Origin of the sequence: Roseateles sp., from assembly GCF_965262435.1 — a bacterium.
Classification (GTDB): domain Bacteria; phylum Pseudomonadota; class Gammaproteobacteria; order Burkholderiales; family Burkholderiaceae_C; genus Paucibacter_A.
Genome location: NZ_OZ253537.1, coordinates 1,555,386 through 1,571,211 on the forward strand (window position 1 = coordinate 1,555,386; position 15,826 = coordinate 1,571,211).

Below are 15,826 nucleotides of genomic sequence, written 5' to 3' on the forward strand. Positions count from 1 at the left end.
CTGCGTGAGGCGCTTGGTCGGGGTCCGGCTGTTTGAGGAGAGGGCGTCGTGGCCCCCTCTCTTGTGTGCCTGGCCGGTCTGCGAGCTCTTCTTGTGTTGAACAGGGCAGGCGTCATCGCCTGGGTATGTCCATGACCGAAACCACCCAACTTGAAGCCAAGGTCCTGCTGCTCGAGCATGACGCGGCGCAATTCCAGGTCCTGAACGAGTTCTGCCGCGAGGTCGGCCTGATGGCGCTGCCGCGCTCGGCCGCCGATGCTTTGGCGACGCTGGCACAGAACAAGGACCTGGGCGGCGTGTTGCTGGCCGAGGACCTGCCGTGTGACGGCCCGGACGGCCTGCATCTGGCCCGCGCCATCCACAAGCTTCGGCCCGAGCTGCCCATCTTTCTGCGCCGCACCACCGAGCGCCAGCTGGCGCCCGAGGAAGAGGTGGTGGTGCGCCACCGCTGGAACACCGGCGATCTGGCGCATCTCAAGGCGGCGGTGGAGTACACCATCTTCAGCCTGCGCTACCCGACCAGCCTGGTGCATGGCATCGTCGACCTGACCCGCTCGGCCCTGGGCGCCATGTTCCCGAATGCCCTGGTGGTGTCGGAATCGCCCTATGTGGTGCATGACCGCATCATCCATGGCGAGGTGTCGACCCTGATCGCCATCGAGAGCACCTGGTGCCGCGGCTACATGATGCTGCAGACCGAGGAAAGCGCCCTGCGCCAGGGCCTGATCCAGGGCTTCAGCTACGCCGGCATCGGCGGCGACCTGAACTTCCGCGAGCTCAACAACATGCTCGGCGAGACCACCAACCTGATCTGGGGCGCGTTCAAGAACCGCTACATCCCGCCCCAGGCCTTTGCCAATCAGCAGACGCAGGTGCCCATCGTCATCAACCACGAGCACAAATACATCAGCTTCGGCTCGCAAGACCCGCAGCTGTGCATACGCTACCAGCTGTCTGACCCCTTCCGGCCGGGCCTGCCGCCCTTGATGATCGTGCAGCGCTTCATCTTCAACCTGCACTGGTCACCCGATGAGTTTGCCGAGTTCGATGCGGCGGCCCCGACGGTCAGCCCCACCGGCGAGCTGGACCTGTTCTGAGCGAATGACCCCTTGAATGAGCCCGCAACTGCGGCAGCGTGAGGAGAGAAAAATATGGCGAATGTTCTGGTGGTTGACGACTCCGCCACCATGCGTGAGATCGTGGCGGGCTTTTTGAATCAAAACGGCTTTCAAGTGGCCGTGGCCTCCGATGGTCGTGACGGTCTGCTGCAGCTGCGCAGCGACCCCGGCATCAAGCTGATCGTCAGCGACGTCAATATGCCCAATATGGACGGACTCACCATGGCCGACAAGATCCGCAAGGAGCTGGGCAACAAAGACGTGCGCATCATCATGCTGACCACCGAAGACAACCCGGCCATGCGCGCGCGCGGCAAGGAGGTCGGTGTCACGGGCTGGATCGTCAAGCCCTTCCGCGGTGATGCGGTGCTGGCGCCGTTCAAGAAGTTCTGCGGATTGAGCTGAAAAACCTGCGCCCATGAAAAAAGGCCGCTCCGGGATGCCGGAGCGGCCTTTTTGTTGGGTCGAGTTTTCGCTTGCGGCGTTTTGGTCTTTGCTCACATCGCTGCGCGATATGAGCATCGCCCAAGAACGGATGCCTCGCTGGCGCGAGGTGGGCCTTACAGCCCAGCTGCAGCACGAAGCCGGCAGTGCCGCAGCCTTGTGGTCTTCGCTCACATCGCTGCGCGATATGAGCAAAGCCCCAAAGCGGCGGGTCCGCCTTCTGCGTCCTCTGGCCTTTAAAGGCCAGCCGCTGCACGCAGCGCAGCCGCTTTGTCAGTCCGCTCCCACGTGAACTCGGGCTCTTCGCGGCCGAAGTGGCCGTAGGCGGCGGTCTTGGTGTAGATCGGGCGCAGCAGGTCCAGCATCTGGATGATGCCCTTGGGGCGCAGATCGAAATGCTCGTTGACCAGGGCGGCCAGCTTCTCGTCGCTGATCACGCCGGTGCCTTCGGTATAGACGGTCACGTTCATCGGGCGGGCGACGCCGATGGCGTAGGCCACCTGGATCTGGCACTGGCGAGCCAGGCCGGCGGCGACGATGTTCTTGGCCACATAACGGGCGGCATAAGCGGCCGAACGGTCGACCTTGCTCGGGTCCTTGCCCGAGAAAGCGCCGCCGCCGTGCGGGCAGGCGCCGCCGTAGGTGTCGACGATGATCTTGCGGCCGGTCAGGCCGCAATCACCTTGCGGGCCGCCAATGACGAAACGGCCGGTCGGGTTGATCAGGTATTTCGTGTCCTTCAGCCATTCCTTGGGCAGCACCGGCTTGATGATCTCCTCGATCACCGCCTCGATGAACTCGGGCTTCATCTTGGCGCCGTCGCTCATCTCGGGCGCGTGCTGGCTGGACAGCACCACGGTGTCGATGCTGTGCGGCTTGCCGTCCACATAGCGCATGGTCACCTGGCTCTTGGCGTCCGGGCGCAGGAAGGGCAGACGGCCGTCCTTGCGCATCTGCGCCTGGCGCTCAACCAGGCGATGGGCGTAGTAGATCGGTGCCGGCATCAGTTCCGGCGTCTCGTCGCAGGCGTAGCCGAACATCAGGCCCTGGTCACCGGCACCGATGTTCAGGTGGTCGTCGCTGGCGCGGTCCACGCCTTGCGCAATGTCATTGCTCTGCTTGTCATAGGCCACCAGCACCGCGCAGCCCTTGTAGTCGATGCCGTATTCGGTGTTGTCGTAGCCGATGCGCTTGATGGTGTCGCGCGCCACCTGGATGTAGTCGACGTGGGCGTTGGTGGTGATCTCGCCAGCCAGCACCACGAGGCCGGTGTTGGTCAGCGTTTCGGCCGCGACGCGGGACAAGGGGTCCTGGGTGAAGATTGCGTCGAGAATCGCGTCCGAGATCTGGTCGGCCACCTTGTCCGGGTGACCCTCGGAGACGGATTCAGAAGTAAAGAGAAAATCGTTCGCCACTTTTACACTCCAGTTAACAGTTCAACGGCGTTGCCGGAATGTCTGGTTTGGAGACGCGGCGAACGCTTTAGCAGCATTTGTTGAGCATCGCTGCCCGGCGGACCCCTCAATCACTCGAATAAGGCCCGCATCGCCCCGCAAGTTGTTCAGTAACTCGGCGATGCGCTGATTATAGAAATATGTTTGTGTTATTTCGCCTGCTCTCCAAATGCCCCCTGCGGCTGCTCCATGCTTTTGGGGCGCTGGCTGGTTGGCTGACCTTCCTGGCCTCAAGTACCTACCGGCGCCGCTACCGCGCCAATGTGGCCCAGGCCGGCTTGGCCTGGCCGGCGGTACGCGGCGGCGTGGCCGCGGCTGGTCGCATGATTGCCGAGCTGCCCTGGCTATGGCTGCGCCCGCCCGGCACGCCGCTGGGCGAGCGGGTCAGCTGGGACGGCGCCGAGCTGATCGCGCAAGCCCTGCAGGAGCGCCGCGGTCTGGTGCTGATGACGCCGCATCTGGCTTGCTTCGAGATCTGCGCCCAGGCCTATGCCGAGCGCTTTGCCGAAAGCGCGAAGGCGCCCATCACCGTGCTGTTTCGGCCGGCCCGCCAGGCCTGGTTGCGCGAGGTGGTCGATGGCTCGCGTGGCCGCCCGGGGCTGGACACGGCGCCTGCCAATCTGGCCGGGGTGCGGCAAATGATTCGCGCCTTGCGCCAGGGCCACACCATTGGCCTGCTGCCTGACCAGGTGCCGCCCGATGGCCTGGGTGTCTGGGCGCCGTTCTTCGGCCGGCAGGCCTACACCATGACCTTGGCCAGCCGCTTGCTGCAGCAGACCGGCGCGCGGGCGCTGCTGATTTGGGGTGAGCGTCTAGAGAAGGGCCGCGGATATGTGGTGCATGTGCGACCCGGCCCCGAGATCGGGCGCGAAATCACGCCAGAATCGGCCGCCCTGCTCATCAATCAATCCATGGAACAGCTGATCTGCCTGGCGCCCAGCCAATACCTCTGGGGCTACCACCGCTACAAGCAGCCGCGTGGCCTGGACATTGCGGCCGCTCCGGCCGCCGCAACTGCGCCTGCCGCCGAAGCGGAGCGCTGAATGCTGTCCACCTGGGGTGCCAAGTTCCTGATCGGCCTGCTCTGGCTGCTGCATTTTCTGCCGCTGTCCCTGCTCGCGGCCCTGGGCCGTGGCTTGGGGGGCTTGCTGTGGCTGCTGGCGGGTTCGCGCCGGCGCATCGCCCTGCGCAATCTCGAGCTCTGCTTTCCCGAGCTCGGTGTCGCCCAGCGCCGCGCGCTGGCGCGCGAGCATTTCGGCTGGATGGGCCGCAGCGTGCTGGAGCGCGGCCTGCTCTGGTTTGCGCCGGCCGAGCGCCTGCAGCGGCTGATGGAGATCAAGGGTGATATCCAGCTGGCCCAGCGCGGCGAAACGCCGGTGATGTGGTTGCTGCCGCATTTCGCCGGCCTGGAATGGTCGGCACCGGCCCTGATGCTGAACCAGAGCTGTCCGGGCGTCGACGTGTATTCGCGCCAGAGCAACCCGGTCTTCGATGCGCAGCTGTTGGCCGGCCGCGCGCGTTTCGGCAAGACTGCCTTTGTCGACCGCCATGACGGCATCCGCCCGGTGCTGCGCTTGATACGCGAGGGCTATGCCTTTCTGAACGCGCCGGACATGGACTTCGGTGCCAAGGACTCGGCCTTCATTCCCTTCTTCGGTGTGCCCGCTTGCACCTTGCTGGCACCGGCCAAGATCGCGCGCAGCATGGGCATGACGGTCCAGCCCCTGGTCGTGACCATGAAGCCGGGCGGCCAGGGCTATCTGATCGAGGCCTTTGCGCCGCCTGTGGGCTACCCCAGTGGCGATCTGGAGGCTGACGCGCGCGTGCTCAACACCTGGCTGGAAGCGCGCATCCGCGAGAACCCCGCCCAGTACCTCTGGGTGCACAAGCGCTTCAAGACCCGCCCCGAGGGCGCGCCCTCGCTGTACTGAGCGAGCCCGGGGTCATGGTTCCGGCCTCGGCCCTGGCCTGATAATGCCGCGATGAATCTGCGCTTCACCAAGATGCAGGGCGCCGGCAATGACTTCTGTGTCATCGACGCGACCCGGCAAGCCCTGACCCTCAGCCCCGCGCAATTGCAGCGCTTGGGCGACCGGCGCTTCGGTGTCGGCTGCGACCAGATCCTGGTGATCGAGTCCAGCAGCACGCCCGGCGTGGACTTCCGTTACCGCATCTTCAATGGCAGCAGCGGCGCCGAGGTCGAGCATTGCGGCAATGGCGCCCGCTGCTTTGTGCGTTATGTGAATGAGAAAGGCCTGTCGGCCAAGCGCAGCATCCGCGTCGAGACGCTCAACAAGCAGTTGGAGCTGCACCTGCGCGAGGACGGTCGGGTCAGCGTCGATATGGGCGCCCCCGTCTTCGATCTGGCCCAGGTGCCTTTTGATGCCCAGGGCTTGAGCCCGCGCGTGCAGGCGGGCTTCGAGCTCTGGCCGCTGGCCGAGCTCGGGGTCGAGCTGGCGGTGCTGTCCATGGGCAACCCGCATGCTGTGCTGCTGGTGCCGGACAGCGAGGCCGCGCCGGTCGAGCAGTTGGGGCCGCGCATCGAGACCCACGCGCGCTTTGCGCGCAAGGTCAATGTCGGCTTTTTGCAAGTGCTGTCGCGCTCCAGCGTGCGGCTGCGCGTGTTCGAGCGTGATGCCGGCGAAACGCTGGCCTGCGGCACCGGCGCCTGCGCGGCCGTGGTGGCGGGCATACGCCTGGGCTTGCTCGATGCGGCCGTCGAGGTGCAGACCCACGGTGGTCTGCTGAAGATTGAATGGGCCGGAGGCAGCGCCGCAGGTGCGGCCGCCGGTTTGGACGCGCCGGTGTTCCTGACCGGGCCGGCGCAAACCGTGTTTGAAGGAGAGATCTCGCTGTGAGCCAAGCCCCCACCATCACCGAGCAGGACATTGCTGAGTTCCTGGCGCGCACGCCCGGTTTTTTTGAGCGCCACGCCGAGCTGCTGGCCACGGTGCAGCTGAGCCACCCGCACGGGGCCCGCGCGGTCTCCCTGCAAGAGCGCCAAGCCGAGATGCTGCGCGAGAAGATCAAGGGCCTGGAGTTCAAGATCATGGAGATGATCCGCAACGGCCAGGACAATGTGGCCATTGCCGACCGCCTGCATCGCTGGACCCAGGCCTTGATGCTGACCACCACGGTCGCCGAGCTGCCGGCGGTGCTGCTCAAGGAGCTGCGCCACCAGTTCATGATTCCCCAGGCCGGTCTGCGCCTGTGGGGCGTGGCTGGGGCCCTGGCCGAGCATGAGTGCGCGCGTGCGGTGAGCGGCGATGTCAAGAGCTTCGCCGCCAGCCTGAGCCAGCCCTATTGCGGCGTGAACTCGGGCTTCGAGGCGGCCGGCTGGCTGCGCGCGGCCGACGGCAGCGAGGGGGGCGCCACCTCGCTGGCCTTGATTCCCCTGACCCATGGCACGCCGGCGCGCAGCTTCGGCCTCTTGGTCTTGGGCTCGCCCGACCCGACCCGCTACACAGCCGAGATGGGCACCGAGTTCCTGGCCCGCGTCGGCGACATTGCCAGCGCCGCCTTGGCGCGCTGCCTGCCCGCCCCAGCCGCCAGCGATGAGCAGCCCGCGGCAGCCGCTGACTGAGGCGGTGGATGAAGTGGAGGCGGCGCCCGCCCTGGCGCCGCTGCTGCAGGCCTATCTCGACCATGTGCGCGTGCAACGCCGCCTGGCAGCCCGCACCCTGGAGATTTACGGCGCCGCCTTGCTGCGTCTGCAGCTTCTGGCCGCTGAGTCCGGTGTCGAATTCCTGCAGCTGAGCAGCCCGCAGGCGCGGCGCTGGGCGGCGCGCCTTCACGGGGGCAGCGAGGGCCAGAGCGGCCTGGGGCCGCGCAGCATTGCCTTGCAACTCTCGGTCTGGCGCGGTCTGTACCGCTGGCTCGGGCGGGAAGGGCGCATCGCCCTCAACCCCTTCGAGGGCTTGCGGGCGCCCAAGGCGGCCAAGCCCCTGCCCAAGGCTTTGGCGGTGGACGATGCGGTGCGCCTGGCCTCCTTCGAAGATGCCGGCGCCGGCCAGGACCCGCGCCTGGAAGTGCGCGACCGCTGCATCGTCGAGCTGCTTTATGGCTGCGGCCTGCGCGTCAGCGAGTTGGAGGGGCTGGACGCTCAGGCCGGCCCGACCGCGCGCGGTTGGGTCGATTTGGCCGCGAGCGAAGCCCATGTGCTGGGCAAGGGCGCGAAGCGTCGCTCGGTGCCGGTCGGTCGCGCGGCCTTGCTGGCTCTGCAGGCCTGGCTGCTGCTGCGCCCGCAGCTGGCGCGTGACGACGAGGCCGCCCTGTTCGTCGGCCCGCGTGGCGCCCGCCTGGCGGCGACGCAAATCCGCGCCCGGCTCAAGATGCGCGCGCTGGCCGCCGGCATGCCCACTCATGTGCACCCGCACATGCTGCGCCACTCCTTTGCCAGCCATTTGCTGCAGTCCAGCGGCGACCTGCGCGCGGTGCAGGAACTGCTGGGCCATGCCCATATCACGACCACCCAGGTCTACACCCAGCTGGATTTCCAGCACCTGGCCCAGGTCTATGACCGCGCCCACCCGCGCGCCAAGAAACAAGCGTCCGAAGACCAATAGCCTCCTCGCCCATGTTCAAGCCCTCGCCGACTTCCCTGGCCACCACCGGCCTCTTGCTGGCCCTGAATGCCGCCGCCCAGACGCCCACCAGTGGCGCTGCTGCGCCCATGGCGCCCATGGCACGTATTGCCGAGTCCCGCCCGGCTGCTCTTGAGAGCAACTGGACGCCCTTGCGCTTGCCCACCGGCGAGCGCATTGCCTTGCTGGGCGGCAGCTACCTGATGGCCATCGACGAAGAGTGGGGCTTCGGCCCCAGCGTCTATGGCGCCGCCAAGGGCAATTACGGCGGTGTGTTCACGGTCGGCCTGACGGCGCAGCGGCGCTGGCGCCTGGGCCAGAGCACCCATCTGGCGGCCGGCCTGTATGCCGGCGCCGGCGGAGGCCTCAGCTCCAGCCAGGTGCGTTTCGGTGGCGGCCTGATGCTTCGGCCCGAACTTTCGATCCGCACCGAGATGGGCTCCTGGTATGCCGGCGTGTCGCTCAACCATGTGCGCTTCCCCAGCGGCAATGTGCGCGGCAGCAGTGTCGGTTTTGTGCTCGGCCGCGCCGGCAGTTTTGCTGGCTTTTCGCCCCTGGACGCCGGCCGCCAGGGCAGGGCCTCGCAGCGCACCGGCCTCGGCTTTGACGAGATCGCCGTGCAGGCCGGTTTCTACAAGCCGCGCCAGAGCACGCGCAACCGCAGTGGTGATGTGAGCAATGCGCGCATGGGCAAGGCCGGGGCCGACCTGCGCCACTACATCGCCGAGGGCAGTTGGTGGGGCGTGGAAGCCTCGGGCGCGGCCCAGGGCGGCGCCGATGGCTATATGGAAGTGCTGGCCAATGCCGGCCAGGACTGGGCGCTCGGCCACCCCTCGCTGCGCGTCGGCGGCCAGCTGGCCCTGGGCCTGGGCGGCGGCGGCAATGTCGACACCGGCAGCGGCTGGCTCTTGCGCGCCGGGCCGACCCTGCGCTGGCAAACGCCCTGGGGCCCCAGCCTGCGTCTGGACGCTGGGCTGGCGCGCGCCACGGCGGGCAACTTCAAGGCCGGCTTTGTGCGCCTGGGTCTGAGCATGCCGCTGGACCGGGGGCCGCGCTTCGGCACCTTCGGCCTCGATGACGTGCCCGGCACGGTGCGCACCCAGCAGCTGTTCACCAGCATCCAGCACCTGCCCAAGGTCCGCTTCAAAGATGGCCGGCAGGAAGCCGTCACCCATCTCGGCCTGATGATGACGCGCGAGCTCTCGCCCTCGGTCTACGGCGCGGCCCAGGCCGGCAGCGCCGCCTGGGGATCGGCCGGGGCTTACTCCTATGGCCTGGTCGGTCTGGGCCTGCAAACGCAGCCCCTTGCCAGCCAGCCGCGCTGGCGGGTCGGCGCCGAGTTGCTGGCCGGCGCGGCCGGCGGCGGCGGTGTGGCCGTGCGCGGCGGCGCGGTGCTGCAGGGCGAAGCCTGGACCCAACTCAACCTCGGCGAGCAAGAACGCCTGCGCCTGCGCGTGGGCCTGGGCCAGTGGCGCACGCTGCGCGGTGAGCAGCAGTCCAGCCCGGTGCTCAATGTCTCGGTCGGCTATGCCTTCGGCAGCCTGCTGCGCTGACACCTGAATTCACAAGAAAGCAGAACATCCGATGAAGAAAATCGTCATCCGCGCCGGCAAAGAGCGTTCGCTGGAGCGCCGCCACCCCTGGGTGTTTGAGAGCTCGGTCGCGCGCGGCAATGCCGATGCCGGCGAGACCGTACGCGTCGAGTCGGCCGAAGGCGCATTTCTGTGCTGGGCGGCCTTCAGCCCGCAGTCGCAGATCCGCCTGCGCGCCTGGAGCTTCGAGGAAGGCCAGCGCATCGATGCGGCCTTCTTCCGCCAGCGCATCGACCGCGCCCTGGCCGTTCGCGCCCGCCTGCCGATCGCTTCGGACGCACTGCGCCTGATCCACGGCGAGGCTGATGGCCTGCCCGGCCTGATCGTCGACCGCTATGCCGATACCCTGGTGGCCCAGTTCCTGTCCAGCGGTGCCGAACGCTGGAAGCAGGTCATCGCCGACCACCTGTTGGCGGCCACCGGCCTGAGCCGGCTCTATGAGCGCTCGGACGCTCAGGTGCGCGAACTCGAGGGCTTGCCCCAGACGACGGGCTGGCTCCGTGGCGAAGGCGCCACAGAAGTGACGATCAGCGAACACCAGTGGCGCCTGACCCTGGATGTGGCCGAGGGTCACAAGACCGGCTACTACCTCGATCAGCGCGACAACCGCAAGAAATTCGCCGATACGGTGCGCCAGTACGGCTGCCGCTCTGTGCTGAATTGCTACAGCTACACGGGCGGCTTCTCGGTGGCGGCCCTGGCGGGCGGTGCTGAGGAGGTGTTCAGCGTCGACTCCTCGGCCCCGGCGCTGGCCCGCGCGAGCGCCCATGTGGCCTTGAACGGGTATGCCCCGGAGCGCCACCAAGCGCTCGATGCCGACGTCAACGCCACTTTGCGCAACTTCCTCAAAGAGGGGCGGCAGTTCGACGCCATCGTCCTCGACCCCCCAAAATTTGCGCCCACCGCAGCCCACGCCGAGCGTGCTGCGCGGGCCTATAAGGACATCAATCGCCTGGGTTTGCGGCTTTTGAAGCCGGGCGGTGTGCTGTTCACCTTCTCCTGCTCGGGCGGTATCAGCCCCGACCTGTTCCACAAAATCGTCGCCGGTGCCGGGCTGGATGCCCAGGCCGACGGCTTCATTCTTGACCGGGTCGGCGCAACACCAGACCACCCTCAGACCATCTACTTCCCCGAAGGGGAGTATCTGAAGGGTTTGCTGATTCTCAAATCCAGCTGACACAGACAGGCAAGACCTGACCCCCGGTCTTTCCCTGAAGGTGTTTTCCCTCCCCGCGAACCGGGCTGGACGGCAGGGTTGGCTGTGTCATATTTCTCACACTTTCACAGGGCTCTCCCTGTGATTGGCGGCGAGAAAGCTGGCAGCGTTCCAGCCTTTGCTCGCGGTACTTGTGCAACCGTTCGAGGGAACCCTTTTCATGAAGTTTCAAGTCAAGTTGATGGCCGCCGCGGCAGCCATGGTGTTGTCCGGCCTTGCTCAGGCCCAGTTCGACCCGTCGCCGCTGACCGGCAACACCTCTGCGCCGTCAAACTGGCGTTTCGCCCCCGGCCAGGTGTTCAATGGCGTGGCCGGCGCTCTGGACGGCGTCGCTCGCCTGAGCTTCACGGCCGGCGATGGCAACAACTACGCCTGCTCGGGCTCCCTGCTGGCCGGCGGCCAGTATGTGTTGACGGCCGGCCACTGCGCCGACGACTTCACTTCGATGACCGTCCAGTTCGGCTGGTTCAACGGCACCGCGCAAGTGACCCGCAGCGTGGCCACCACGGACGTGACCCTGCACCCGCTGTGGCAAGGATTCAACAATTCGGCCGACAACGGTTCCGACATCGCCATCCTGAAGCTGAGCGCCCCGGTGACCGGCATCAACGGCTACAAGATCAGCACCAGCAATGACGTGGGCAAGCAGATCCTGGTCGCCGGCTACGGCACCAGCGGCCGCGGCAGCGTCAACAGCGCCCCGAGCTGGGCCGATGGCAACTATGGCCACTATGGCTACAACGTCATCGACGTGGACAGCAAGACGTTCAACAAGGCCATCGGCGATGTGCTGCCTGACTGGGGTTACGACGCGGGCTACTACGCCCCCGGTGCGACCTATATGTCGGACTTCGACCACCTGAATGGCAATGCCAACAATAACACCCTGGGCCGCATCGCTGCTGCCACCGGCAATCTGTGGACCAGCAACACCGGTCTGGGCGCCAACGAAGCCCTGATCGCCGGCGGCGACTCGGGCGGTGGCGACTTCGTCTGGGACGGCAACGAGTGGCGCGTCACCGGCGTGCATTCCTGGGGCTGGGGCGGCAACAACCCTTGCGGCGCCTTGGGTCTGAACACGCCTTCTTGCGATGCCTTCACCGGCAATGGCTCCAGCTATGGTGACCTGTCCGGCTCGACGGCCACTTACTCGCATGCCCAGTGGATCTCCTCGGTGGTCGGCGTGGCCGCCGTGCCGGAACCCTCGAGCTATGCGCTGATGGGCCTGGGTCTGCTGGCCGTGGGCGCCGTGGCGCGTCGCCGTCGCCAAGCCTGAACGAGTGTGGCAAGGCAAGCGTCGGTCTGACCGGCGCGACCTGACGATCACAGCGGCCCTCGGGCCGCTGTTTTTGTTTCTGGAGGGCCAGGCGGGCCCCATTCGGGTTTGCCCCAGCGCTTGATCGGGGGGCGGCGCCGAGCTGCCGATCCTGGCATATTCGAGGCCTCGCTGGAGCAGCGGCTGCACCCGGGCGTCACGCCCAAGCCGGCACCAAGCGACGAACCAAGAACAAGCAAATCAAGACATCGAGGGTACCCACCATGACTCGCACAACATTCCAAGGCCGCGCGATCGCTGCCGCCGCTTTGCTGGCAATTGCTGCCACCTCAGCCGCTCAGGCTGCCGCCGCACCGCAAAGCGCCAGCGCGCTGCTCGGCGACAAGCAAGCGTTGGTGGTCTCCACCGGCAACCCGAGTGCCTGGGTGCTGCAGCCGGGCGCTGACAACGGCGCGCTCGACGGCGTCGCCCGCCTGCTGTACTCGAACGACGAAGGCGGCTGGATCTGCTCGGGTTCCCTGCTGGCCGGTGGCCAGTATGTGTTGACGGCCGCCCACTGTGCCGACAACTTCAACAGCATGACCGTGGATTTCAAGCAAGGCGCTGTGCAGCGCACTGCTGTTCAGGCCTGGGTGCACAGCGGCTGGACCGGCGCGCTGGGCACCGGCGCTGACATCGCCATCATCAAGCTCGACCAGGCCGTGACCAACATCAACGGCTTCGCCCTGAGCACTGGCAACGACGGCGGCAAGGACTTCCTGCTGGCCGGCTACGGCTTGACCGGCACCGGCGCCACCGGCAACAGCGGCGGCTTCGACTGGGGCAAGGCGCACTACGGCTACAACACCATCGACATCGTCGACAACCTGGAGTACGGCGTCGAGTACCTGAGTGACTTCGACAATGGCACGCAGGCCAAGAACGCGATTGCCCGCCTCGGCGCGGCCTGGGGTACAGGCTGGACCAGCGGTACCGGCCTGGGCGCCGGTCTGGAGGCACAGATCGCCGGCGGCGACTCCGGCGGTGGTGACTTCATCTGGGACGCCGACAACAACCGCTGGCTGCTGGCCGGTGTGCATTCCTGGGGCTGGGGTGGCTGCAATGCCGCCCTGGGCGTGACGAATTGCGACGCTGTGACCGGCACCAACTCCAGCTTCGGTGACCTGGCCGCCTCGACCGCCGTGTTCACCCACGCCAACTGGATCAACTCCATCACTGCCGCCGTGCCCGAGCCGCAAACCTATGCCTTGATGGCCCTGGGCTTGCTGGCCATCGGTGCGAGCGTGCGTCGCCGCAAGGCCTGAACCCGCTGACAAGTGCAGGCGCTCAGGCGCTGCAGTCAGAAAAGGCGACCTTCGGGTCGCCTTTTTTTGTTGGGTCGTGTGGGCTGCCTGTGCTCAGGCCTTGGGCAAGGCGAGGCGCGGCTCGAACTTGCCACGCCGCACGCTGAAGAAGGCTTTGACATTGCGCACATTGGCGTCCTGGGTGAACAGGCGCAGCACCAGGGCCTGGTAGGCCGGCATATCGGGCACTTGCAGGATCAACACGAAATCCGGCCCCGGTGTGACCTGGTAGCACTGCTGCACCGCCGCCTCGCCCAGCACCCGGGCCTCAAAGGCCTGCAAGTGTTCGGCGCCCTGGCGGTCCAATGTGATCTCGACGATGGCGCTCAGCCCGGCGCCCAGCTTCTCGGGTGAAAGCAGGGCGACACGGCGCTCGATGATGCCGCCGTCCACCAAGCGCTTGACCCGGCGCAGGCAGGTCGCCGGCGACACATGGGCTTGTTGCGCCAAATCCTGGTTGGACCCGGAGGCGTCCTGCTGCAGCAGCTCAAGGATGCGCAGGTCCGTGGCGTCCAAGTCCAGGGTCTGATTCGAATCGTTCATTTCTGGCCTTCCCGTGAAATATGCCATCACGCAAATCATGGCTTGGTTGATTATTTCAAAAACAAACGTAAATCGAAAGCATTGATTTCATGGCTGTGCCTACGATGCGCTCCAGCCTTGAACGAGCAAGCAAGGCGCCTCATATCTTCTGGAGCCAAGCCATGTGTGGAATCGTCGGAGCCGTCAGCCAGCGCAATATCGTCCCCATCCTGATCGAGGGCCTCAAGCGCCTCGAGTACCGCGGCTATGACTCCTGCGGCGTCGCCGTGCATCAGGACGGCGGCCTCAAGCGCGCCCGCAGCACCTCGCGCGTGGCCGAGTTGACCGGCTTGGCCGCCGAAGACGGCATCGCCTCCGGCACCGGCATCGCCCACACCCGCTGGGCCACCCACGGCGCTCCGGCCGTGCACAACGCCCACCCGCATTTCTCGCACGGCCCCAGCGCCGGCGTCGACAGCGTCGGCCGCATTGCCCTGGTGCACAACGGCATCATCGAGAACCACGACGAACTGCGCGCCGAACTCAAGGGCCGCGGCTATGTCTTCACCAGCCAGACCGACACCGAAGTCATCGCCCACCTGATTGATCACCTCTACCAGGGCGACCTGCTGGAAGCCGTGCAGCAGGCCCTGCCGCGCCTCAAGGGCGCCTATGCCGTGGCCGTGTTCTGCCGCGACGAGCCGCAGCGCGTGGTGGCCGCCCGCGAGGGCTCGCCCCTGGTGCTGGGTGTGGGCATGGAGGCCGCCGATGGCGAGCACTTCGTCGCTTCCGACGCCATGGCCCTGGCCGGCGTGACCGACCAGATCGTCTACCTGGAAGAAGGCGATGTGGTCGACCTGCAGCCGGGTCGCTTCTGGATCAGCCAGCGCAACGCTGAAACCGGCCGTTATGAAGCGCAGCATCGCGAAGTCCGCACCGTCCACGCCCACAGCGGCGCGGCCGAACTGGGCCCCTATCGCCACTACATGCAGAAGGAAATCTTCGAGCAGCCCACCGCGATCGCCAACACGCTCGAGTCCATCACCAGCATCAGCCCCGAGCTGTTTGGTGACGGCGCCTACGGCATCTTCAAGGACGTCGATTCGGTGCTGATCCTGGCCTGCGGCACCAGCTACTACTCGGGCTCGACCGCCAAGTACTGGCTGGAGTCCATCGCCAAGATCCCCACCAGCGTCGAAATCGCCAGCGAATACCGCTACCGCGACAGCGTGCCCAACCCGCGCACCCTGGTCGTCACCATCAGCCAGAGCGGCGAGACCGCTGACACCCTGGCCGCGCTCAAGCATGCACGTGCCCAGGGCATGAAGCACACGCTGACCATCTGCAATGTCTCCACCAGCGCCATGGTGCGCGAATGCGAGCTGGCCTACATCACCCGCGCCGGCGCCGAGATCGGCGTGGCCTCGACCAAGGCCTTCACCACCCAGCTGGTTGGCCTCTTTTTGCTGACCCTGGCCCTGGCCCAGACCCGCGGCCACCTCAGCGAAGAGCAAGAAGCCGAGCATGTGAAGGCCCTGCGCCACCTGCCCGTTGCCGTGCAAGCCGTGCTGGCGCTGGAGCCCCAGGTCATTGCCTGGAGCGAAGAGTTCGCCCGCAAGGAAAACGCACTCTTCCTCGGCCGCGGCCTGCACTACCCGATCGCCCTGGAAGGCGCCCTGAAGCTCAAGGAAATCAGCTACATCCACGCCGAGGCCTACCCCGCCGGTGAACTCAAGCACGGCCCCCTGGCCCTGGTCACCGCCGAGATGCCCGTCGTCACCGTGGCGCCCAACGACACGCTGCTGGAAAAGCTCAAGAGCAATATGCAAGAAGTGCGCGCGCGTGGCGGCCAGCTCTATGTGTTTGCCGACGGCGACACGCAGATCGAAAGCGAAGCCGGCCTGCACGTGATCCGCATGCCCGAACACTACGGCGCCCTGAGCCCCATCCTGCACGTGATCCCGCTGCAGCTGCTTGCGTATCACACGGCTTGCGCGCGTGGGACGGATGTGGACAAGCCGCGTAACCTGGCGAAATCAGTCACTGTGGAATAAGTGTTATGCATCGATTGACTGGAAGGGGTAAAGTCAGTCGGAATTGAGAGAAGAAGGGGCCGGAAGGCCTCTTCTGCTTTTGGGCTGGAACTCTACAGAGCGTCGGTGGCTGCTCTGCAGCTGTTCCGCGCAAACAAAGTCGAAAGCAAACTTCGCGACTTGTGAGGGGCTAGACCAGCTTCACCGGCTCAGCTTTGAACTCCCGGCTGAATTGCCGTCTTGTT

14 protein-coding genes are annotated in these 15,826 nt (G+C 66.3%); 12 read left to right on the top strand and 2 right to left on the bottom strand.

Annotated elements, in window-relative coordinates; genetic code table 11:
• Positions 1-131: 131 nt before the first annotated feature.
• Together ACQY39_RS06715 and ACQY39_RS06720 are read left to right on the top strand one after the other, a co-directional pair.
• Entirely contained in the window at positions 132-1,097 is a 966-nt protein-coding gene (locus ACQY39_RS06715) for a chemotaxis protein CheX (protein WP_263516612.1), read from the top strand.
• Between the two features lie 54 nt (positions 1,098-1,151).
• Positions 1,152-1,523: a response regulator gene (locus ACQY39_RS06720; RefSeq protein WP_428504607.1), complete on the top strand. Its 372-nt coding sequence runs from the start codon at positions 1,152-1,154 to the stop codon at positions 1,521-1,523.
• A gap of 275 nt (positions 1,524-1,798) precedes the next feature.
• Here ACQY39_RS06720 and metK read toward each other — a convergent pair whose 3' ends face one another.
• Positions 1,799-2,977, bottom strand: coding sequence for a methionine adenosyltransferase (gene metK, locus ACQY39_RS06725; RefSeq protein WP_263516614.1), 1,179 nt, complete (start codon positions 2,975-2,977; stop codon positions 1,799-1,801).
• Positions 2,978-3,156: 179 nt separating this feature from the next.
• On the opposite strand from metK, the gene ACQY39_RS06730 reads away from it, so the two are divergent.
• The 9 genes from ACQY39_RS06730 (at position 3,157) to ACQY39_RS06770 (ending at position 12,987) form a co-directional block, all read left to right on the top strand.
• The gene (locus ACQY39_RS06730; protein ID WP_428504609.1) at positions 3,157-4,059 is read left to right on the top strand and encodes a lysophospholipid acyltransferase family protein; all 903 of its coding nucleotides are present in this window, start codon (positions 3,157-3,159) and stop codon (positions 4,057-4,059) included.
• The gene (locus tag ACQY39_RS06735; RefSeq protein WP_428504611.1) at positions 4,060-4,947 is read left to right on the top strand and encodes a lipid A biosynthesis acyltransferase; all 888 of its coding nucleotides are present in this window, start codon (positions 4,060-4,062) and stop codon (positions 4,945-4,947) included.
• 51 nt (positions 4,948-4,998) lie between these two features.
• Positions 4,999-5,874, top strand: a complete 876-nt coding sequence (dapF, locus tag ACQY39_RS06740; protein WP_428504613.1) for a diaminopimelate epimerase — start codon at positions 4,999-5,001, stop codon at positions 5,872-5,874.
• Entirely contained in the window at positions 5,871-6,599 is a 729-nt protein-coding gene (locus ACQY39_RS06745) for a DUF484 family protein (protein WP_428504615.1), read from the top strand. The genes dapF and ACQY39_RS06745 overlap by 4 nt, the downstream gene beginning before the upstream one ends.
• Positions 6,571-7,581: a tyrosine recombinase XerC gene (locus ACQY39_RS06750; protein ID WP_428504617.1), complete on the top strand. Its 1,011-nt coding sequence runs from the start codon at positions 6,571-6,573 to the stop codon at positions 7,579-7,581. Before ACQY39_RS06745 ends, ACQY39_RS06750 begins: the two co-directional genes overlap by 29 nt.
• Before the next feature lie 11 nt (positions 7,582-7,592).
• Positions 7,593-9,152, top strand: a complete 1,560-nt coding sequence (locus ACQY39_RS06755; protein WP_428504619.1) for a hypothetical protein — start codon at positions 7,593-7,595, stop codon at positions 9,150-9,152.
• A 31-nt stretch (positions 9,153-9,183) separates the two neighbouring features.
• Positions 9,184-10,368 (top strand): class I SAM-dependent rRNA methyltransferase, encoded by a 1,185-nt coding sequence (locus tag ACQY39_RS06760; RefSeq protein ID WP_428504621.1) that lies wholly within the window; start codon positions 9,184-9,186, stop codon positions 10,366-10,368.
• A gap of 199 nt (positions 10,369-10,567) precedes the next feature.
• Positions 10,568-11,683 carry a trypsin-like serine protease gene (locus ACQY39_RS06765; RefSeq protein WP_428504623.1) on the top strand — a complete coding sequence of 372 codons (1,116 nt, stop codon included), beginning with the start codon at positions 10,568-10,570 and terminating at the stop codon, positions 11,681-11,683.
• Between the two features lie 263 nt (positions 11,684-11,946).
• Positions 11,947-12,987 carry a trypsin-like serine protease gene (locus ACQY39_RS06770; protein WP_428504625.1) on the top strand — a complete coding sequence of 347 codons (1,041 nt, stop codon included), beginning with the start codon at positions 11,947-11,949 and terminating at the stop codon, positions 12,985-12,987.
• 93 nt (positions 12,988-13,080) lie between these two features.
• On the opposite strand, the gene ACQY39_RS06775 is transcribed toward ACQY39_RS06770, so the two are convergent.
• Positions 13,081-13,569, bottom strand: a complete 489-nt coding sequence (locus tag ACQY39_RS06775) for an Lrp/AsnC family transcriptional regulator (RefSeq protein WP_428504627.1) — start codon at positions 13,567-13,569, stop codon at positions 13,081-13,083.
• 161 nt (positions 13,570-13,730) lie between these two features.
• Here ACQY39_RS06775 and glmS point away from each other — a divergent pair, with 161 nt between their 5' ends.
• Positions 13,731-15,602 (top strand): glutamine--fructose-6-phosphate transaminase (isomerizing), encoded by a 1,872-nt coding sequence (gene glmS, locus ACQY39_RS06780; RefSeq protein ID WP_263561214.1) that lies wholly within the window; start codon positions 13,731-13,733, stop codon positions 15,600-15,602.
• Positions 15,603-15,826 lie beyond the last annotated feature (224 nt).